23 protein-coding genes are annotated in these 19949 nt (G+C 69.7%); 15 read left to right on the top strand and 8 right to left on the bottom strand.

All coding sequences use genetic code 11. The features are described from left to right. Positions 1-55 precede the first annotated feature (55 nt). From AC3RX1_RS15520 to AC3RX1_RS15510, 3 genes are read right to left on the bottom strand one after another with little or no spacing between them, the layout of a single operon-like run. The gene (locus AC3RX1_RS15520; RefSeq protein WP_491502170.1) at positions 56-418 is read right to left on the bottom strand and encodes a DUF488 domain-containing protein; all 363 of its coding nucleotides are present in this window, start codon (positions 416-418) and stop codon (positions 56-58) included. Continuing rightward, positions 415-1272, bottom strand: a complete 858-nt coding sequence (locus tag AC3RX1_RS15515) for a family 1 encapsulin nanocompartment shell protein (protein ID WP_491502169.1) — start codon at positions 1270-1272, stop codon at positions 415-417. The genes AC3RX1_RS15520 and AC3RX1_RS15515 overlap by 4 nt, the downstream gene beginning before the upstream one ends. A gap of 22 nt (positions 1273-1294) precedes the next feature. Next, entirely contained in the window at positions 1295-2308 is a 1014-nt protein-coding gene (locus AC3RX1_RS15510) for a Dyp-type peroxidase (protein WP_491502168.1), read from the bottom strand. Between the two features lie 153 nt (positions 2309-2461). Here AC3RX1_RS15510 and AC3RX1_RS15505 point away from each other — a divergent pair, with 153 nt between their 5' ends. From AC3RX1_RS15505 to AC3RX1_RS15495, 3 genes are all read left to right on the top strand, one after another. Beyond that, positions 2462-3328, top strand: coding sequence for a Rieske (2Fe-2S) protein (locus AC3RX1_RS15505; protein WP_491502167.1), 867 nt, complete (start codon positions 2462-2464; stop codon positions 3326-3328). Between the two features lie 201 nt (positions 3329-3529). Further along, on the top strand, positions 3530-5068 hold the full coding sequence (locus AC3RX1_RS15500; RefSeq protein WP_491502166.1) for a molybdopterin oxidoreductase family protein: 1539 nt from the start codon (positions 3530-3532) through the stop codon (positions 5066-5068). Positions 5069-5071: 3 nt separating this feature from the next. Beyond that, positions 5072-5527: a hypothetical protein gene (locus AC3RX1_RS15495; protein ID WP_491502165.1), complete on the top strand. Its 456-nt coding sequence runs from the start codon at positions 5072-5074 to the stop codon at positions 5525-5527. Positions 5528-5533: 6 nt separating this feature from the next. Here the strand turns inward: AC3RX1_RS15495 and AC3RX1_RS15490 are convergent, their stop codons facing one another. Beyond that, on the bottom strand, positions 5534-6040 hold the full coding sequence (locus AC3RX1_RS15490) for an O-acetyl-ADP-ribose deacetylase (RefSeq protein WP_491502164.1): 507 nt from the start codon (positions 6038-6040) through the stop codon (positions 5534-5536). Then, positions 6033-6569: a DUF488 domain-containing protein gene (locus AC3RX1_RS15485; protein WP_491502163.1), complete on the bottom strand. Its 537-nt coding sequence runs from the start codon at positions 6567-6569 to the stop codon at positions 6033-6035. Before AC3RX1_RS15485 ends, AC3RX1_RS15490 begins: the two co-directional genes overlap by 8 nt. Before the next feature lie 84 nt (positions 6570-6653). On the opposite strand from AC3RX1_RS15485, the gene AC3RX1_RS15480 reads away from it, so the two are divergent. Then, on the top strand, positions 6654-7358 hold the full coding sequence (locus tag AC3RX1_RS15480; protein ID WP_491502162.1) for a helix-turn-helix transcriptional regulator: 705 nt from the start codon (positions 6654-6656) through the stop codon (positions 7356-7358). Further along, the gene (locus tag AC3RX1_RS15475; RefSeq protein ID WP_491502161.1) at positions 7355-8572 is read left to right on the top strand and encodes an MFS transporter; all 1218 of its coding nucleotides are present in this window, start codon (positions 7355-7357) and stop codon (positions 8570-8572) included. The genes AC3RX1_RS15480 and AC3RX1_RS15475 overlap by 4 nt, the downstream gene beginning before the upstream one ends. Before the next feature lie 46 nt (positions 8573-8618). Here AC3RX1_RS15475 and AC3RX1_RS15470 read toward each other — a convergent pair whose 3' ends face one another. After that, positions 8619-9095: a hemerythrin domain-containing protein gene (locus AC3RX1_RS15470; protein ID WP_491502160.1), complete on the bottom strand. Its 477-nt coding sequence runs from the start codon at positions 9093-9095 to the stop codon at positions 8619-8621. Continuing rightward, positions 9095-9538: an OsmC family peroxiredoxin gene (locus tag AC3RX1_RS15465; protein WP_491502159.1), complete on the bottom strand. Its 444-nt coding sequence runs from the start codon at positions 9536-9538 to the stop codon at positions 9095-9097. The genes AC3RX1_RS15470 and AC3RX1_RS15465 overlap by 1 nt, the downstream gene beginning before the upstream one ends. Positions 9539-9640: 102 nt before the next feature. Here AC3RX1_RS15465 and AC3RX1_RS15460 point away from each other — a divergent pair, with 102 nt between their 5' ends. Next, positions 9641-11359 (top strand): AMP-binding protein, encoded by a 1719-nt coding sequence (locus AC3RX1_RS15460; protein WP_491502158.1) that lies wholly within the window; start codon positions 9641-9643, stop codon positions 11357-11359. A 382-nt stretch (positions 11360-11741) separates the two neighbouring features. Then, positions 11742-12155 (top strand): DUF2809 domain-containing protein, encoded by a 414-nt coding sequence (locus tag AC3RX1_RS15455; RefSeq protein WP_491502157.1) that lies wholly within the window; start codon positions 11742-11744, stop codon positions 12153-12155. Between the two features lie 115 nt (positions 12156-12270). On the opposite strand, the gene AC3RX1_RS15450 is transcribed toward AC3RX1_RS15455, so the two are convergent. Then, entirely contained in the window at positions 12271-13401 is a 1131-nt protein-coding gene (locus AC3RX1_RS15450; protein ID WP_491502156.1) for a serine hydrolase domain-containing protein, read from the bottom strand. A 314-nt stretch (positions 13402-13715) separates the two neighbouring features. Between AC3RX1_RS15450 and AC3RX1_RS15445 the strand changes: the two genes are divergently transcribed. The 8 genes from AC3RX1_RS15445 (at position 13716) to AC3RX1_RS15410 (ending at position 19944) form a co-directional block, all read left to right on the top strand. Further along, complete coding sequence (locus tag AC3RX1_RS15445; RefSeq protein WP_491502155.1) at positions 13716-14129, top strand: type IV pilin protein; 414 nt, start codon at positions 13716-13718, stop codon at positions 14127-14129. An 82-nt stretch (positions 14130-14211) separates the two neighbouring features. Continuing rightward, positions 14212-14607, top strand: a complete 396-nt coding sequence (locus tag AC3RX1_RS15440) for a prepilin-type N-terminal cleavage/methylation domain-containing protein (RefSeq protein WP_491502154.1) — start codon at positions 14212-14214, stop codon at positions 14605-14607. Beyond that, complete coding sequence (locus AC3RX1_RS15435; protein WP_491502153.1) at positions 14604-15140, top strand: PilW family protein; 537 nt, start codon at positions 14604-14606, stop codon at positions 15138-15140. Before AC3RX1_RS15440 ends, AC3RX1_RS15435 begins: the two co-directional genes overlap by 4 nt. After that, positions 15131-16678, top strand: coding sequence for a hypothetical protein (locus tag AC3RX1_RS15430; RefSeq protein WP_498239582.1), 1548 nt, complete (start codon positions 15131-15133; stop codon positions 16676-16678). The genes AC3RX1_RS15435 and AC3RX1_RS15430 overlap by 10 nt, the downstream gene beginning before the upstream one ends. A gap of 1 nt (position 16679) precedes the next feature. Beyond that, positions 16680-17531, top strand: a complete 852-nt coding sequence (locus AC3RX1_RS15425; protein ID WP_491502151.1) for a prepilin peptidase — start codon at positions 16680-16682, stop codon at positions 17529-17531. 33 nt (positions 17532-17564) lie between these two features. Continuing rightward, complete coding sequence (pilM, locus tag AC3RX1_RS15420) at positions 17565-18584, top strand: type IV pilus biogenesis protein PilM (protein WP_491502150.1); 1020 nt, start codon at positions 17565-17567, stop codon at positions 18582-18584. Next, positions 18584-19243: a hypothetical protein gene (locus AC3RX1_RS15415; RefSeq protein WP_491502149.1), complete on the top strand. Its 660-nt coding sequence runs from the start codon at positions 18584-18586 to the stop codon at positions 19241-19243. Before pilM ends, AC3RX1_RS15415 begins: the two co-directional genes overlap by 1 nt. Further along, on the top strand, positions 19243-19944 hold the full coding sequence (locus tag AC3RX1_RS15410; protein ID WP_491502148.1) for a hypothetical protein: 702 nt from the start codon (positions 19243-19245) through the stop codon (positions 19942-19944). Before AC3RX1_RS15415 ends, AC3RX1_RS15410 begins: the two co-directional genes overlap by 1 nt. The last annotated feature ends 5 nt before the right edge of the window (positions 19945-19949 follow it).

Raw genomic sequence — 19949 nt, 5'->3', positions numbered from 1 at the left:
TCTTGCCGACGACCCCGACGGCACGCCGCCGCGCTGACCGGCGACGTGCCGGACGTCAGGACCCGGTCAGCACGTCCTGCAGCACCGTCGCCTCGCTGATGTCCGAACGCTTGGCGGCGGTGAGCAGCGTCACCGTGCCGCGACGCACGAGATCGCGCAGCTCCTCCAGCGCGTCGGCATGATCCGGGTCGGCCAGCTCGCTGCGGTAGCGCTGGGCGAAATCGTCGAACTTCGCTGGGTCGTGTCCGTACCACTTCCGCAGCTCGGTCGACGGTGCGACATCCTTGCACCATTCGGTGAGATCGGCGCGCTCCTTGCTGACGCCACGCGGCCACAGCCGGTCGACGAGAACGCGCGCGCCGTCGTCGGGCTCGGGAGGGTCGTAGATCCTGCGCACGCGCACATCCGGCTTCGTCATCGTGATCCCTCCCCACTCTGCGGCGGCGCCAGTGGCGACTGGTCGCGCCCGGCGGCCTCGCCGAGGATGACGCTCGCCTCCGCCGTGTTCACCCGGAACGTCAGAGACTCCTGCGCGTACAGGTGGATGTTCTCGGCGTCGTGCGACAGATAGCCGATGCTGACGTCCTGCCCCACCGTCAGTGTGTAGTCGCCGCCGCGCTCCGACAGCACGATCGCCCCGTCGAGCGCCGACGCCAGCTCGATGCGTCCACCGTCGCCGATCAGCCGGCGGAGATGCTCGTGGATGGGATAGCCGTGATCCGACGTCTCGGCGGCGGTGTACAGCGCCGACGACAGCAGGAGCGCGTACGGTCCCTGCACGCCGACGGTGCGCAGCGCCGTGAGAGCCTCGGCCACCGCGTTCGGCAGATCGCGCGGATCGCCCGAGAGACCGATCCGGGCATTGGAGCTGCTGGGCACGATGCCCTGCACGCCGGCGGCTCCCGACCCGCGGAACACGAGCGTGTCCTCGGCGGTGGCCAGCGCCTCCACCGCATCCTTCACGGGCTGCCAGTCGGAGTCCTGCGCTCCGCGCGCGACATCGTCGACGGCCTGACGAGTGACGGTGAACGGTGCCCGCAGCTCGATCAGCGGCTGCACGACACGGCGCCGCGCCTCGACGGCGGCGACCGGCGCCTCGATCGGCTCGACATGGCCCGCGCCGATCGCCGAGAGCTCGACACCTCCGGCCTCCGGCATGTCGACCACACGACGTCCCGCGACGCGCGTGATGAAGGTTCGGCGGGCCTCGTCTTCGATCTGCCCCCACGCGGCGGCGGAGATCGGTGCCAGGCGGCGGTGCAGGTTGTCCATGATTCACCTTTCCGAGACGTCGTCAGCCCACGCTGACGTGCCGAAGACTGCCGATGCCGAGGTCCGGCGCCGCGCTCGATGCCTCCCTGTCGGCGTGTTCCGGAGCGGCGGTGGCGGATGCCGACGGCACGTTGTCGAGGAAGTCCACGGTGGGCACGAAGAAGAGGCTGCCGGTGCGGGCAGTGGAGAAGTCGAGGATGCGGTCGGTGTTGCCGGGCGGGCTGCCGAGGAACATGTTCCGCAGCATCTTCTCGATGACCCCGGAATCCGACGCGTACCCGATGAAGTACGTCCCGAACTCATCGGCGCCGATGCGGCCGAACGGCATGTTGTTGCGGAGGATCTGCTTCTGTACGCCGTCCTCGACGATCGTGTTCAGCGCGATGTGCGCATCGTGCGGTTTCTCGGCATCAGACATCTCGATGTCCTCGAGCTTGCGGCGCCCCATCACCCGCTCCTGGTCCTCGACCGACAGCGCATTCCAGGCGGCCAGATCGTGCGTGTACTTCTGCACGATGACGTAGCTCCCGCCGGCGTACGCCGGATCCTCGTCGCCGATCGACACCGCCGCGGTCGCGGCATCCCCTTCCGGGTTCTCGGTGCCGTCGACGAAGCCGAGAAGGTCCCGTTCGTCGAAGTACTTGAAGCCGTGCGTCTCGTCGACGATCACAGCATGGCCGCGCACGCGGTCGCCGATCTGCCGGGCCAGCTCGAAGCACAGATCGAGGTGGCGGGAGCGCAGATGGATGAGTAGGTCTCCCGGCGTCGACGGCGCCGTGTGCTGCGGGCCCGCGAGCGGCACGAACGGATGCAGCCCGGCCGGGCGGGGCAGGTCGAACAGCCGGTCCCAGAGGTGCGCGCCGATGCCGAGCACGCAGTCGAGATGATCGGCCGGGTCGCGGAACGCGACGCCCCTGGTGAGGCCGGAGAGGTCGCCGAGCAGCGCGCGGATGACCTCCTCGCTGCCCTCGTCGACCGTCAGCACGAGGAACAGCGCCGCTCGGGCGGGAGGCGCGACGACCTGCTGTGTAGGCAACGAATCCGCCTTCCTCGGCGACAAGCCGTGATCGGCATCCCCGGCGGATGCCCGATCGTGGCAAGCATAGAGCGGACGGTGCTGTCGCCGGGAGGGGTCATCGGCGTAGCCTGCTGATGACCTTTCGTCGCAGCCGGTCCGAGGAGGTCCAGCGTGGGAAATCTCAGGAAGAGCCTTCACCTCGTCATCGGCGCCGTGGAGGGGCTCAAGGATCTGGATCGGATCTCGACCCCCTTCGCGGCGTTCGTGAAGAAGGTGACCGGGAGCCCGCCCGTCAAGAACGCGCTCTCCGGAACATGGCTCGGCCACCAGCTTCACCCGGCGCTCACCGACGTTCCGATCGGCCTGTGGGCCGCCGCATCCGTCGTCGACCTCACCGCCGGAGAGCACGGCGCCGACGCCGCCCGCCGGCTGGTGGGAATGGGCGCGCTCAGCTCGATCCCCACGGCGGCCGCCGGCGCGGCCGACTGGTCCGACAGCTACGGGCCCGCCCAGCGCGTGGGGATCGTGCACGCGGCGATGAACAGCACCGCCCTTGTGCTGCAGGTCTCGTCGTGGCTGGCCCGGCGCCGCGGCTCGCGCGGCACGGGTGCGGTGCTCAGCCTCGCGGGGCTCGGTCTCACCCTCGCCTCTGCGTACCTCGGCGGCCATCTCACGCTCGTGCGCGGTATCGGCGTGAATCACACCGCGTTCCAGGAGGGAACCGGGCACTGGACGGATGTCGCAGCCGACGGCGATCTCGCCGAGAACACGCCCATGCGGGTCGAGGCCGGAGGCGTGCCCGTGGTGCTCGTGCGGCGCAACGGGACGGTCCATGCGCTGTCGGCGACCTGCACGCACGCGGGAGGGCCGCTCGACGAGGGCACGCTCGATGAGAACGGATGCGTGCAGTGCCCGTGGCACGGCAGCAGGTTCTCGCTCACCGACGGCGCCGTCGCTCAGGGGCCTGCCACGGTTCGGGAACCCGCGTGGGACGTGAAGATCGACCAGGAGCGGATATGGGTGCGCCTCTCGGGCTGATCTTCGGCGAGAAGGCACAGACGCGCGACGAAGGGCGGACATGACCGGCGCGGAACGGATTCGGGACATCTGGGGCGCTCGCACGCCGTACGCGGCGGGGGAGGAATGGCCGGATCGCGTCGACGAGTTCCTCATCGACGGCGTCACCCACGACGACGTGGAGCGGTGGGTGCGCGGGGCGTGCCTGCTGTGCAGCAACGGATGCGGATTCGGTCCGTCGAGCCGCACACGATCGGCTACGACGCGCTCGCCGATGCCGTGGTCGAGGCGACACCCGAGTGGGCCGCTGAGATCTGCGGAGTCGACGCATCCGACATCCGGCGCGCCGTCGAGGTCTTCGCGACGAGCAAGCACGTCGTCTCGACCTGCTCGATGGGGTTCTACCAGTCGCACCAGGCGACCGCCGCGTCGTGCCAGGTGAACAACCTGCACCTGCTGCGCGGCATGATCGGCCGCCCGGGCGCGGGCGTGCTGCAGATGAACGGGCAGCCCTCCGCCGAGAACAACCGCGAGACCGGCTGCGGGGCGGCCATGCCGGGCTTCCGCAACTGGAACAACGAGGCCCAGATCGACGAGCTCGCCCGGCTCTGGAATGTCGACCCGGTCGTCATCCCGCACTGGGTGCCGCCCACCGACGCGATGGCCATGTTCCGGTACACCGCGGAGGGCTCGATCGGCTTCCTGTGGATCGCCGGCACGAACCCCGCGGTGTCGATGCCCGACCTGACCCGCATCCGCAGCACGCTCGGCGGCGAGCAGTGCTTCGTCGTCGTGTCGGACGGCTACCTCACCGAGACCGCGCAGCTTGCCGACGTCGTGCTGCCGGCGGCCCTGTGGGCGGAGAAGACCGGCACCTACACGAACGTCGACCGCACGGTGCACCTGCAGGAGAAGGCCGTAGACCCGCCCGGACAGGCGCGATCGGACCTCGACATCTGGGTCGACTACGCGCGGCGGCTCGATCTGCGCGACCGCGACGGCGATCCGCTGCCGCGCTGGAGCACACCGGAGGAGGCGTTCGAGGGGTGGAAGGCCTGCAGCGCGGGGCGGTCGTGCGACTACACGGGGCTCACGTACGAGATGCTCCACGACCGCGGCGGAGTGCAGTGGCCCGTGAACGGCGAGGCGCCCGAGGGCACCGAACGGCTCTACGCCGACGGCCGCTTCGCGACCCACGTCGACTACTGCGAGACGTACGGCCACGACCTCACGACCGGCACGCCGGTCACCCGCACCCAGTACCTCGCCGACCATCCGAACGGGCGCGCGGTGCTCAAGACCGCGGCGTACGAGCCCGCGTATGAGACGCCCGACGACGAGTATCCGCTGCGTCTGACGACGGGCCGCACGGTGTATCACTTCCACACCCGCACGAAGACGAAGCGCGCGGCGCCGCTGCAGAACGCCGCCCCGTCGATGTGGGTGGAGGTGTCGGTGACGGATGCCGCAGCCCACGGTATCGCGGAGGGCGACATCGTCCGGGTCAGCTCGCGGCGCGGGCACATCGAGGCGCCCGCCCGGGTCTCGCACGTGCGCGACGGCGTCGTCTTCGCGCCGTGGCACTACGGGAACGATCCGCGCACCGCCGCGAACGAGCTGACGCTGTCGGCGTGGGACCCGGTGTCGAAGCAGCCGGAATTCAAGGTCGCCGCCGTGTCGCTGCAGCGGATCAGGGCGGGAGACGGCCCGGCGCCCGCGCCCGTGAACAGCGCGTCGGCGCCCGCGCGAGAGGTGGGCTGAGCCATGCAGCTTCCCCGCTACCTCGCGATGGTCGTGAACGCCGAGCAGCTGCTGGCCGATGCCTGCGGAACGATGGCCGAGGCGCACGCGGCCGACGGGAACCTCGCTCTCGCGAGCCGCGGCTACCGCGACAAGGCACACGACCGGGCGGACGCCCTCGACCGGGTGATCGCCGACCGCTACCCTGCCGACGGCGAGGCCGCCGAGTCGCCGCCGGCGTTCGCCGGCCCGCGCAGCGGCGAGCTGGGCCTGCTGCTCGACATGTCCGACCTCGCCCAGCTGCTGGCATTCGTGCACACCGCGTGGGAGCTGATCGGGCAGGCGGCAGCGGGGTGCCGCGACCGTGACCTCATCGCGCAGGCGAACGCGTCAGCGGCGGCCGTGGCCGCCCAGGCGTCGTGGATCGACATGCTCATGCGCAGCGAAGGGGCGCAGGCGCTGCTCGCCGCGCCGTCATGATCGGCGTCAGGACAGCTCGGCGATGATCTCCTGCATGGCGCGGTGGGTCTGCTCGTCGAACGCGACGAGGCGCACGTCCTGCACGGCCGTGCGGGCGCCGGTGATCGTCTCGACGGCGACCGCGATCGCGTCCTGCTTCGGCCACCCGTAGATGCCGGCGCTGATGAGCGGGAACGCGACGGATGCCGCTCCCAACTCGTCGGCGACCTCGAGGCTCCGGCGGTAGCACGAGACGAGCAGCGACCGATCCCGCTGGCCGGCCGCGTAGTTGGGGCCGACCGAGTGGATCACCCAGCGGGCCGGGAGGTCGCCGGCCGTGGTCCACCCGGCGTCGCCCGTGGCGAGCCCGTGCGGGAAGCGCGCGATGCAGTCGCGCAGCACCGCCGGTCCTCCGGCGCGGTGGATGGCGCCGTCCACGCCGCCGCCCCCGCGCATCCCGTTGTTCGCGGCGTTCACGATGGCGTCGACGTGCTGGCGGGTGATGTCGCCGCGCACGGCGCTGAGCTCAGGCATCCGTCTCCTCCGGAGGATAGGCGATCTGCAGGCCGTCGACGTGCGCGAACGACGTGATCTTCTCGTCGCGCACGTTGCCGGGGCCGAAGATGTCGACGACGTGGATGCCGCGCGCGAGCAGCGCGTCGCCGACGAGCGAGCGGTGGCAGCGCCAGGGAACGGCCTCGGCGCACATGATCGCGGTGGGGCGCTCGCGGGCGATGCCGATGAGTTCGTCGATGCCCGCGGCGAACTCCGGCGTCTGCATGTAGTCGGCGTAGCCGCGGAAGCTCGTGTTGCGCCACCCGGTGTTGATCGAGTCCTTCCTCGTGTGCCGCAGCCCGCCGAGCGCTCCCAGGTGCCGGTACGCGAAGCCGCGGTCGGCGAGCGCCGGGCCGAACGTGTCCTCGTTGAACTGCGGCGTGTGGCGCGAGCGCGGCATCGTGCGCACGTCGACGACCTCGCGCACGCCGTTCTCGTCGAGCAGTGCGGTGAACTCGTCGAGCGAGCGGGTCGAGTGTCCGATCGTCCACACTGTGAGGTCGCCCATAGGCCGACTCTACGGGCGCGCGGCGGCCGAGGCATCCTTGTAGGCCCCGGCGCCGGCGAACCGGACGCTGGGTAAACTGTCAGGATGGCAACGGGCATCCGGGCCAGCCGACGCGAGGACGTGCTGCGCCTCCTCGACGAATCGCGCGAGGCGCTGACGATCGCCGCGCTCGCCGCGTCGCTCGGCACTCATCCCAACACCGTGCGGTTCCACCTCGACCGGCTCGTCGCCGACGGACAGGTCGAGCGCACCGTCGACGGCCGGGGTCTGCCGGGCCGCCCCGCCCAGCTGTTCCGCCGTGTGCGGAAGATGGACGGCACGACGGCGCGCAGCTACCGCATGCTCGCCGAGATCCTCGTCGACGAGCTCGCCGGGACACCGGAGCCCGAGCGCTCCGCCGTCGCGGCGGGCCGCCGGTGGGGTCGGCGTGAGGCCGCCCAGCAGAAGGTCGCCGATCCGGTCGCCGGGCTCGTCGACATCCTCGACCGGGTGGGCTTCGGACCGCGCGCCGGGTCGCGGCCGGACAGCTTCGACGTGTGCCACTGCCCCTTCCTCGAGCTCGCGCAGGGCCATCCCGAGATCGTGTGCTCGATCCATCTCGGCCTCATGCAGGGTGCGCTGCGGGCGTGGGATGCCGATACCGACGTGGTGCGGATCGAGCGCCGTGAGCACCCCGACGTGTGCACCGCGCACCTGTCGGCCCGTTCCGACCGCGCGAGCGCGCCGTCCCGTTCCGACCGATCCGGCGCCCGAGCCACCCGACCCGAGGGGCAGCCCCACCTTCTATGACCGACTCATCAGCGCAGGGGGACACCCTGCTGCGCCAGACCGGCCTGCCCTATTTCGTGATCGCGTTCATCGCGCGTCTGCCGTTCGCGATGATGGTGGTCGGCGTGCTCACGCTCGTCGTCACCGTGCGCGGTTCGCTCTCGCTCGGCGGCCTCACCTCGGCCGCCGTCGGACTCGGCACCGCGTGCTTCGGCCCGCTGTTGGGAGCCGCGGCCGACCGCTTCGGGCAGCGGGGCGTGCTGCTCGCGGTCGGCACGGCGAACGGCATCGTGCTGGCGCTGTTCGCCTGGATCGCCTACAGTCCGGCCCCCGACGCGGCGATGCTGCTGTGTGCGTTCCTCATCGGCGCGACCGCCCCTCAGGTGGCGCCGCTGTCGCGCTCGCGGCTCGTCACGATCATCGGCGAGAAGATCGGCGGCGCCCGCCGCGAACGGGTGTTCAACTCGACGATGGCGTACGAGTCGGCCGCCGACGAGACGGTGTTCGTGATCGGCCCGTTCGTCGTCGGGGTGCTCGCGTCGCTCATCGCGCCGTGGGCGCCGCTCGTGGGCGCCGCCGTGCTGACGGTCGTGTTCGTCGGCGCGTTCGCGCTTCATCGCACCGCCCCGCCGCGGCACACCCGCTCGCACGACCGGGTCGTCGGGCCGGTCTCGGAGCTGTTCCGGCCCGCGCTCGTCGTGGTCGTGCTCGGCATCCTGGGCGTCGGTCTGTCCTTCGGCGCGATGCTCACGTCGCTCACGGCGTTCATGGACGACCGGGGCGTCGCCGAGCAGGCCGGGCTGCTGTACGGCGTGATGGGGATCGGCTCAGCCGGGTTCGCCCTCGGCGTGGCGCTGTTCCCGGAGCGCTTCACGCGCGCCGCGCGCTGGCTCGTGTTCGGCGCGGTGATGCTGCTCGGAACGCTGGCGCTGCCGTTCACCTCGGGCATCGGCACGATGGCGGCGGCGCTCGCCGTGATCGGCATCGGGATCGGTCCCACGCTCGTGACGCAGTACAGCTTCGGCGCCGAGCGCAGCCCGGTCGGTCGGTCGGCGACGGTCATGACGATCCTCGGCTCGGCGGTGATCGTCGGGCAGGCGATCGGCTCCGCTGTCACCGGCGAGGTCGCGCAGCGCGCGGGGACCTCCGTCGCGCTGCTCATGCCGGTCTGCGCGGCGGCGCTGGTGCTGCTCACCGCTGTCGGGAACGCCTTCCTCTCGCGCTCGCGGCGCTGAACCGGCGGGCGTCGGGGCTGTCACGCTCGAGCGGTTGACGCGTCCGTCACGCTCGAGTGGCTGACGCGTCCCTCGGTCGGGCCTTCTCGCACACCCATCCCGTTGGATACGAGCCGTCGGCCAGGAACGCGCGCAGCTGCTCCTGCACCTCCGGCGCGAGATCAGCGTCGGCCCTCGGATAGACGACCGGCTCCTCTTTGCTGTTGTGAGCGTCGAGGAGCGACAGCAGCTCACGGCACTGCTCGCGCACGTCGCCGCCGTCGGCGACCGCGGCGTCGAGTCGGTCCATCGCGCGCCACAGCTCGCCGTGCTCGCGCAGCATCACGAAGATCGGCATCATCATGCTCGGCTTCAGCGGCGGGAAGAGGAACTGCTCTTCGAGATAGATGTGACGGCGCAGCGCCTGCATCGCTGCGCGCAGCGGCGACGGATCGGTCTCGTCGGCGAGGAACGCCTCGATCCCGCCGTCGATCGCATGGTGCTCGGCGGTGAGAGCGTCGGCCAGCCCGGTGCCCTCGGGCATCAGTCCTCGAGCTGCGCGTCGACGGTGATCTCGGCACCGGCGAACAGGCGGGAGACGGGGCAGAGCTTCGCGGCCTCATCGACGATCGCGGCGAAGGCCGACGCATCCGTCCCCGGCACCGTCGCACGCACGGTGATCTTCGAGGTGGTGATGGTCGGTACACCGTCGACCGGGTCGAGGGTGACCTCGCTCGTGACGACGAGCCGCTGCGGAGGCGCCTTGTGCTCGCCGAGGGTGAGCGCGAGCGCCATCGAGAAGCACGACGAGTGCGCGGCGGCCAAGAGCTCCTCCGGGCTGGACTTGCCGCCCGGGGCCTCCGTGCGCGATGCCCAGGTGACCTCCTGGCCGTCGAGGGCTCCGCTGCTGGTGTCGCCGAACGTGCCGGTGCCGCCGGCGAGGCTGCCGTCCCAGGTGGTGGTCGCACTGCGAACCGCGATGCTCATGTCGCTCCTCACGTCGATTTTTCCACAGCAGATACTGTGGAAACAACTCTAGACCCGATCGGCGATAGGCTTCCCGCGTCCGACGACGCAAGGGAGCATGCCATGCCCGCACACGGACGCACCGCGACGGCCGGCACCGAAGTCGTCCGCCAGGCGCGCGACTTCCTGTTCGCGAACGCGACAGACTACGACGGCGCGACGAGCGGATTCGCCTGGCCCGAGCTCGACGAATTCAACTTCGCGCTCGAATGGTTCGACGTCGTGGCCGCCGAGCATCCCGACCGCGCGGCCGTCACGATCGTCGAACCCGATCTCACCGCGCGCACCTGGACGTACGGCCGGCTGTCGGCGCGCAGCGACCAGGTCGCGAACTGGCTGGCATCCCTCGGCGTGCGCCGCGGGTCGCACGTGATCGTCATGCTGAACAACGCGATCGAGCTGTGGGAGGTCATCCTCGCGATCGGCAAGCTCGGCGCCGTCGCGCTGCCGACCTCGACGCTGCTGTCGGCGTCCGACGTCGCGTTCCGCGTCGAGCACGGCCGGGTCGACGCGATCGTCACCCTCAGCGGGCTTGCCGACCGTCTCACGCAGGTGCCGGCATCCGTCACCCGCATCGGCGTCGGCGACGAGGTGCCCGACGGGTGGACGAGCTGGGATGCGTCAGCCGCCGCGCCTCGCGAGTTCACCCCCGACGCGCCGACGCCGGCCGGCGACATCGGTCTGCTGTACTTCACGTCGGGGACGACGAGCCGGCCGAAGCTCGTCGCGCACACGCAGGTGTCGTACCCGATCGGCCACCTCTCGACGATGTGGTGGCTGGGCCTGCGGCCGGGCGACGTGCACCTGAACATCTCGTCGCCGGGGTGGGGCAAGCACGCGTGGAGCAGCTTCTACTCGCCGTTCCTGGCGCAGGCGACGGTGTTCGTGTACAACTACGACCGGTTCGATGCGGCGACGCTGATGCAGGTGATGGAGGCTCATCACGTCTCCACGCTGTGCGCGCCGCCGACGGTGTGGCGGATGCTCATCCAGGCCGACCTCGGGCAGCTGACGCATCCGCCTCGGGAACTCGTGGGAGCGGGGGAGCCGCTGAATCCCGAGGTGATCCATCGGGTGCGGGATGCGTGGGGCTCGACGATCCGCGACGGGTACGGGCAGACCGAGACGACGTGCTGCGTCGGCAACGGGCCGGGGCAGCCGGTGAAGGACGGGTCGATGGGGCGGCCGACGCCGGGGTATCCGATCGTGCTCGTCGATCCGGTGTCAGGGGAGGTCGTGCCCGACGAGGGGGAGATCTGCATCGACCTGTCGCAGCCGGTGCTGGGCCTCATGGCCGGGTATTACGAGGATGAGGCGGCCACCGCGGCTTCGCGCGCCGGGGGATTCCATCACACGGGCGACATCGCGACGCGCGATGGTGACGGGTACCTCACGTATGTCGGGCGCGCCGACGACGTGTTCAAGGCGTCGGACTACAAGATCTCGCCGTTCGAGCTCGAGTCGGTGCTGATCGAGCACGATGAGGTGATCGAGGCGGCGATCGTGCCGAGCCCGGACGCTCTGCGGCTCGCGGTGCCGAAGGCGTACATCCGGCTGACGGAGGCGGGAAGGGCGGATCAGGATGCGGCGGCCCGCGCGATCTTCGCACACGCACGCGAGCGGCTGTCGGCGCACGTGCGCATCCGCGTGATCGAGTTCGTCGACGACCTGCCCAAGACGATCTCGGGCAAGATCCGCCGCGCCGAGCTGCGCGCGCGGGAGGCCAAGCGGGTCGCCTCCGGCGACGAGACCTCACAGCACTGGGAGCGCGACTACCGCTGAGCCGCCGCCCCCCACGCCAGGTCCCTGAGCGAGCGAAGCGAGTCGAAGGGCCGCACCGACAAGGCCGCCCACGCCAGCTCCCTGAGCGAGCGAAGCGAGTCGAAGGGCCGCCGGCCCGGCGGTGCCGCATTGTTCACCCGTCCCAGTTGCACACGAGACTGCCCGAAAATGTGCAATCGGGCCAGATGAACCCGCCTGCCCCGGGCCGACCGACCCGGGGCCACGTCATGCGAAGGTTGACGCATCCCATTCTCTCCAGGAGCCCGTATGCCGCACCGTCCTCGTCTCCGCCTCGACGTCGGGCCTGGACCGTGCCGGCGTGGACCGACGCAACCACATTCGTCTGCCCCCGCCGGGAGCCGCACGACCCGAGCATTCGCCCGTGACCCGCCGCATCGTCGCGGCAATTCTGCTGCTCATCACGGTCGCGACCGGCATCGGCATCCACTACGGGATGCCGCAGAGCACGTTCTCCGATGTCGCGGCCGATGCGCTGTACACCGTCGCCGCGTACCTGTTCGTCATGGTGCTCGCGCCGCGCCGGCGCCCCTGGCTCGTCGGCGCCGTGGCCGCAGCATGGTGCGTCGCGGTCGAGCTCTTCCAGCTGACCGGAATCCCGCTCGCGCTCGGCACGGCGTTCCCGCCGGCGATGCTGGTCCTCGGCACCGTCTTCTCGCCGCGCGACCTCCTGGTCTACGTCGCGACTGCGGCCCTCCTCACGATCATCGACACGCTCCTTCAGCGGTCGATTCGAGCCCGCGGCGAGCTGAAACGCCCCCTCTCAGCCGGTCGTTGAGCGAGCGAAGCGAGCCGAAACGCCCCAGCGCGGCCGGTCGTTGAGCGCCCTTCGTCTCGGGCCTGCCCCCTTCGCTCCGAACCGCGAAGCGAGCCGAAACGACCCGCGAGCGGCCTTACTGCTCCTCGTACACCGCCCGCTCGAACGCCGCGACGCCCTCCTCGGCGACGGGATCGAAGAACGGCATGAGCTGCGTGGCCCACACCGCACCGACTCCCGAAGCGCGATCGATCCAGTAGAAGACGTTCGCGAGACCGGCCCACGTCAGCGATCCGGCTCGCCTTCCGCCGGGCACGTCGTCCTCGTTGCGCAGGAAAGAGTATGCCCACGACTTCCGGGCGCCGGGAAAGAAGTCGGCCTCGCGTGTGAGCGCCGGGATGGCCGACGGCAGGGGAGTGACCTCAACGCCCGGCGCGCCCTGCGTCGCCCACTCGAGCGTCGAGGGCTGGAGCACCCGCCCGCCGGGGGCTGACCCGTCGCCGAGCCACACGCGCAGCAGCGCGAGCAGGTCGGGAACCGTCGAGAACAGCCCCTGCCCGCCCATATCCAGTTCGGGAGTATCGGGCGGCGAGATCTTCGTGGGCGCGATCGACCCGTCGCGCTGGCGGCGATAGACCGGAGTCAGGCGCTCCCGCATCGAAGGAGTGACGTCGAACGACGTCGATGCCATTCCGCATGGGGCATAGATGCGCTCGGCGAAGACCTCCTCCAGGCGCTTTCCCCGCACGGCGGCGATGACGAGGCCCATCCAGTCCATCGACGTGCCGTACGTCCAGCGCTCTCCGGGGTCGTGGAGCAGCGGCGTGCGAATCGAATTCCACAGCGGAGTGGCCGACGGATGCCGCATCCGCTCGCGGGCCAACAGTGCGTACCGCTTGTCGAACATGTCGTACGCCAGGCCCGACGTGTGCAGTAACAGCATGCGAGGAGTGATGTCCCGTGCCGGGGGTCGCGTCTGCACCGAGCCGTCGTCGGCGAGATCCGTCAGCACCTGCAGCTCGCCGATCTCGGGTACGTACTCGCGAGCGGGGGTGTCGAGGTCAATGAGACCGTCTTCGACGCACTGCAGCGCCGCGGTGGCGGTGAACGCCTTCGTCGCGGAGTACAGGGCGATGACCGCGTCCGCCGGCGCATCTGCGCCGTGGAGATAGGTCGTCTGCTCGGTGTCAGTCAGTCCGGCGACGACGAGAGGCGCGCCAGCGGCGACGGATGCGTCGACGGCGGCGTCGAGGAGGTCTTCACGCACGCTTCCACTGTGTCATCACCGAGCCTGCGCGGGCCGTCGATACATGAGACGAAGATGAGATTCCGACCGCCAGGCTGATCGGCGCTTCCGCTTTACCGGATCAACCCGTCGCGCGAAAAACCGACTGACCGGGCGAAAGGAGACCGTTATCAAAACGTGATGTGCAGATCGTTTGACGAACAAGATGAGAATCGCCTAATCTTCCAGACGGGGACTGGGGCTTGCACGGGATCAGAAGACCACCTCCGATCCTGTGCAAGCTTCACAAAAGACCACTCACAGCACCATCCAATCGACTCACCCAGGAGTTCGTCATGCGTACCATCCACAACTACCTCGAGGCCGAGAAGGCCCGTCGTGAGGAGACCGGCGAGGCCGGCTTCTCGCTCATCGAGCTCATCATCGTCGTCGTGATCCTCGGCATCCTCGCCGCGATCGCGATCCCGATCTTCCTGAACATCCAGCAGCAGGCCAAGGACAGCGCAGTTGAGTCGGCTACCGGGAACGCAGCCTCCGCCGTTGCCGCCGACCTCGCGAGTGACTCGCCCGCGAGCACGGGAGGGGCCGCCGTCCCCACGTCCATCTTCAAGCCAGCCACAGGGGTCACTGTGACGATCACGTCCCCCGCAACGGGTACGCCGACATTGGATGACTTCTGCGTCTCCGGATACGGCGGTGGCTCGAAGTACACGTCCACGAACGCGTACACTTCCGGCCCCGGCTGCTGACAGCCACCACTTCCCAGGACCGGCGTACCCGAAGCGCCGGTCCTGGGATATTCCGGCACTCGCACTGGGGAGGGGTGATGGCATGCGCGGCGAGAACCGTCGAGTCACCCGGGGGGCTGACTCAGGCTTCAGCATCGTTGAGGTCATCATCGCGATGTTCCTCCTCGGCATCATCGCCCTCGCGCTCCTTCCGATGCTCATCCAGGGCGTGCGTTCCAGCTCGGAACAGTCACTGACGGCCACGGCGACGCGTGACGTCTACCGCTATGTGGAGAAGGCGCGTCAGAACGCCACCTGTTCGGGTTTGTCCGGTTTGGCCGGCTCGCGCCCGTACGTCGACACTGCCGGGCGAACGTTGTTCACCACCACCGTTGACGTGGGGACCTGCGCTTCCGCGACGGCAGTCCACGTGACGGTGACCGCCTCACGCGGCACCGGTGAGCTCGCCGACGCGGCGGCCCTCGTGTACGTGCCATGAACGCGCGGCTGCTCCCGGCTCTGCGCGGAGACGATTCCGGCATGTCGCTCGTCGAACTCATCATCGGCATGCTGATCGCGAGCGTCGTCGCCGGCGCCACGGCGATGATCCTAATCAACAGCTGGCGAACGCAAGAGGAGGTGTCCAGCGTGTCGACCGCCACCAACACCGGGCAGCTCGTCTCGTCCGCACTCGAGCGTGCGGTCCGCAACGCCGACTATTTCGACGTCTCAGCAGATCAGTCCACGCTGTACGTCCAGACCTCGCTCGGCGGGTCGCTGACGTGCCAGGGCTTCCATCTCTCGACGTCCAATCTGCTCATGGAGATCCGCAGCGCACCGCTCGGTGATCCGACGACGTGGCCTTCGTGGGAAGAAGGGCTCTCGCAGCAGGGCACCACACCGTTCGTGACTCGAACGGGCAACACGGTGTCATACGCCTTCGACATGACGACCACTGCTGCACCGGTACACTTCACGGGCACGTCCGCCCTGCGGTCCGTGTCCACCGGGGAGCCCCGATCGTGCTGGTGATCCGCGAATTCCTCGACCGGATGCGCCGTCGAACGCCTCCCGACGACTCCGGTGCTGTCCTCATCGCCGTCATCGTCGTATTCCTCGTCGGCTTCGTCGTCGCAGTCTCGATCGCCGGCACTGTGGTCTTCACCGTCAGCGCGAACGTCGACAACCGCCACCGCAGCCAGGCCTTCATTGCTGCCGAGTCCGGCCGCGACGCCGCCATGGCCGCAATCGCTGCCCACGCCTGCGCGGTCACCGGCACCGGCACCGACCCGAACTACGCTTACGCCGTGAAGTCGACGACGGGCGATCAGCCGTCGGAGTTCACCGACGCCGGGCTGACGAGCAGTTGCCCGACGCTGGACTCGCGCTTCGTCATGATCAAGTCCACCGGAACGGCATCGGACGGGTCGACCGCCACAGTGACGGCGACATTCCCCTGGCAGGTCTTCTACCCAGGTCAGCCGGGCGGCACGATGGCATACTTCGATGGCCAGTTCACCGCGACCCAATCGTCCTATACCGGCGACTTGGTCGTCCGCAACGGTGACTTCGAGTGCAACAGTACAAGCACCATCACCGGAGACCTCTGGCTGCCCACCGGCGGGCTGTACCTGAGCGCAGACTGTGACATCTCGGGCTCGGTCTATGCACGAGATGGCGTCACCATCAGCTCCGCGAAGGCTCAAGTCGGCGGGGATATCGTCGCGAACGGCCCGATCACGATCACCGCGCAGAACTCGACAGTCGCCGGCAGTCTGTTCTCGAACTCATCCATAACGACGACGAAGGGCAAGGTCAGCGGAAACGCGACGGCCGGCGGCGCGGCGACCGTCGCGGCCGGTACAGTCGTCGGCACGGTGACCCAGAACGCTGGCACGCCCGCGGTGTTCGACCCCGACCTCCAGCGGGTGTACGACATGACGAAGTGGCTCGATCTGCCTGTCGATCGCGCGACGTACGGTTCCGGCATCCAGTGGATCATCGGCCCCTGCGACGGCGGCGATGTGATGACCGCTGCATCGATGGCACTGAGCGCAGGCAACACACGAGTGGGTGTCGACTACACCGCCTGCACCGGGCCCGTCACAGTTAAGCTCTCCGGCGGCCAGGTCAAGCACGACGTCCTGTTCCTCGTCCCTTCGACCTCGAGGATGACGGTCAGCGTCACGTCGACGCTGTCGTCGGTGCTCGTTCCGCAGCCCCAGCTGTTCTTCGTCCACGGCGACGGCGAGCTCGGCAACGAACGACCAGACTGTGTGACCGGGTCAGGCACTGATAGCCTCAGCCTGCCGTCGACCGGGCAGGTGCGGATGATGCTGTACAGCCCGTGTGGTATCGGTGCCCCGAACCACATCAGCTTCAATGGCCAGTTCTATTCCAACTTCGACGGAGATGCGACCCACTGGGTGCACCCGACGTTCACCTGCCAGAACATGGCGTGGGCCCCGATCCTCGGCCTCAGCTGTCAGGTCAAGCAGGCCGATCAGAACCAGGTGCCCCAACCGCCCAAGCAGCTGCTCGGCCCGCTCGTCACCCAACGGGAGGGATGAGATGACCACACCCGTCCTGATCTTCGTCCTCGTCTTCGCCGGGCTGCTCGGCGTCGTGATCGGGTCGTTCCTCAACGTCGTCGCCTACCGCGTGCCGGCCGAGATCCCGCTCACGCGAGAGAGCCGGTGCCCCACGTGCGACCACGCCGTCCGGCCCTGGCAGAACGTGCCGCTCGTGTCCTGGCTCACGCTCCGAGGTCGCTGCGCCCATTGCCACGCGCCGATCTCCATGCGTTATCCGCTGATCGAACTCGCCTGCGCCGCGGCGTTCGTCGGCGTCACGTGGTGGGTCGTTTCGACTCGCTTCGCTGACTCGTCGGCCGAGGCCGGAAGCGCCGGGAGAGTCGCGTTCTGGCTCGTGCTCGCCGCCTTCCTCTACCTGGCGGCGATCAGCATCGTGCTCACCGTCATCGACCTCGACGTGCACCGGCTCCCGAACAGCATCGTGCTGACCGCGTACCCGGTCGCGATCCTGCTCCTCGGCGGCGCATCCGTTCTCGCCGCCGACTGGCCGCAGCTCATCCGCGCCGGCATCGGCCTCGTCGCCCTCTACCTCTTCTACGCGCTGCTGCGCCTCATCCGCCCGGGCGGAATGGGCGGCGGCGACGTCAAGCTCGCGGGCGTGCTCGGGCTCTACCTCGGCTGGCTCGGCTGGCCGGCCCTCATCGTCGGCGCGTTCGCCGCCTTCCTCCTCGGCGGCGTGTTCGGCATCGTCCTCCTCGTCACCCGTCGTGCCGGCCGCCGCACCGCGATCCCCTTCGGGCCGTGGATGCTCGCCGGCGCCTGGGTCGGGATCCTCATCGGGTCGGCCGTCGGCGACTGGTACCTCAGGCTGCTCCATGTCGGCAGCTGAATGCAGGCGCCCCGGCGCCGGGAAGGACGCGTGATGGCCCGCACCGTGGTCGGTGTCGAGATCACCGAAGAGAGCGTGCGCGCGGTCGAGGTGACCCGCGGACAGCATCCCCGCATCGTCGCCGCCGGCGAGGTCGCCCTGCCGCCCAACGCCGCGAAGGACTCCGAGGTGATGGACCAGGATGCGGTCGCACTCGCGCTGCGGCAGCTCTGGGGCCGCGCGGGCATCCGCTCGCGCTCGGTCACCCTCGGCGTCGGCAGCCGACGCATCCTCGTCCGCGAGCACTCGACCGAGGTGATGACCCGCGCTCTTCTCACGCAGGCGCTGCCGTTCCAGGTGCAGGACCTGCTCCCCGTGCCGGTCAGCCAGGCCGTGCTCGACTTCTACCCGATCTCGCAGAGCGACGGGCTCCTGCACGGACTTCTCGTCGCGGCCGTCTCCGAGACGATCGAGGACCTCATCGCGACGCTCGGCAAGGCCAAGCTGAACGTCGCGGCCGTCGACCTCGTGCCGTTCGGGCTCGCGCGCGTCGCGGCCACCGTCGGCACCCCGGATGAGGCGATCGCGATGGTGCACATCGGCGACCACACGACCTACGTCGTGGTCACCGCGAACGGGATGCCGCAGTTCGTGCGCATCATTCCCGCCGACATCGAGACCGCTGCCGTCCGCGCACGCGAGCAGGCCGCGGCCGAGGCGGAGGCGGTGCTCGAGACCGTGCCGCCCGAGTCAGCCCCGCTGCGGGGCCGTGCCGCCCTGCGTGCGGCGTCGGCGTCGAGCGCCGCGATCACCGATCTCGCCAGCCGCATCCGCAACACCCTGGCCTTCCACACCACCCGGCCCGGGGGAGCGCCGGTCTCGTCGGTGCGGCTGAGCGGCGCCGGCGTCGCCGTGCCCGGCGTGATCGGCGCGCTCGCCGGCGAGCTCGAGGCGCCGGTGTCGCCGATCACCGCCGAAGAGGTCGTGCAGGCGCGGACGATCGAGCTCGGATCGGCGGACCTCGCCCTCAATCTCGTCGGCACCGTCGGCCTCGCTCTGCGGGGAGGACGCTGATGGCCTCCTCGCACGGCGGCGCCCTGTCCGGGTTCAGCCCGGTGCCCCGCGTCAACCTGATGCCGCGCAGCGAGATCGAGCGACGCCAGCGCACGGGCCTCGCCGGCCGCTGGCTCGTCATCGTCGTGGTCGCGATGGTCGGCGTCGCCGCCGTGTCGGCCGGGGCCTTCACGCTGAACGTCCTCGCCGACCAGCGCCTGGCCGCGGAGAACGCCCGCACGACCGACCTGGTCGGGCAGCTGGCCGGGCTCGCCGACGTGAGCAAGACCCGCACCGTGCAGAAGGAGCTCGAGGACTACCGCACCGAGGCGATGGGGACGGATGTCGCGTGGACGCCGGTCTTCGACGTCATCGACGGCGTCATCCCCGGCGCGGGGACGATCACCGCCTGGGATCTCACGACCGGTGCCCTCCCCGGCAAGGGGAAGGCGACGGCGCAGCCCGGCGTGACGGGATCGGTGACCGTCGAGAGCGCTGTGCCGATGGACATCGTCATGATGGCGCGTGATCTCCGATCGCACGAAGGAGTCATCGACGCCGACGCCGTCGACCTCACCGGCACGGCCACCGAGGGGGAGAAGCCGACGTACAGCTACCAGCTGACCGCCACGTTCGACCAGACCGTCTACACCGGCCTCTACGCCGCGAAGGAGAAGTGATGTCGCTCCCGAAACAGCTCATCAACCTCCTCGGCCTCCTCGTCGTCATCGCCGTCGTGGTGCTCGGCGTCGTGGTGTTCGCCCTCCCGATGTACACGCAGTCGCTGAACACCGACGCCGACACCGCGCGCGTCGCGCAGACGAATTCGCAGTACGACATCCAGGTGCAATCGCTGCAGGCCGCCAAGAAGAAGCTGCCTCAGACGCAGCAGGAGGTCGCGCACCTGCGCAGGCAGATCTCGGTCCCGAACCACCTCGACGACGCCTTCGAGCTCGCGATCAAGGCGGCAGACGCCACCAAGTCGACGATCACGACGATGACCGCCGCCGACGTCGAGCCGTTCACCGCGCGCACCACCGTCGGTGACGACGGCAAGGTCGTGGCGGCCCCCGCTCCGGCGGCGGACGCCACGACGACGGACGCCTCGGCATCCGCGTCCACCAAGACGGATGCGGCGGGCTCCGGATCGTCGCCGACACCGGCGCCGTCCGCGCCGGCCGCCCGCACCCAGGCGCCGTTCACGATCACGGTGGACGTACCGTCTCCCGCCGCCGCAGCCGACTACCTCGACGAGCTCCGCAAGGGCCCGCGGCTGATCGCGATCACCCACTCCGCGCTCGCGGGGGCTGCAGCATCCGACGACAAGGCCCGCTACACGCTCACCGTCGACGCGCTCGCCTTCATCCGCACCACCGATTGAGAATT

The sequence above is a fragment of the Microbacterium altimontanum genome (assembly GCF_058349865.2).
This window is presented reverse-complemented; position numbering and strand designations above follow the sequence as displayed.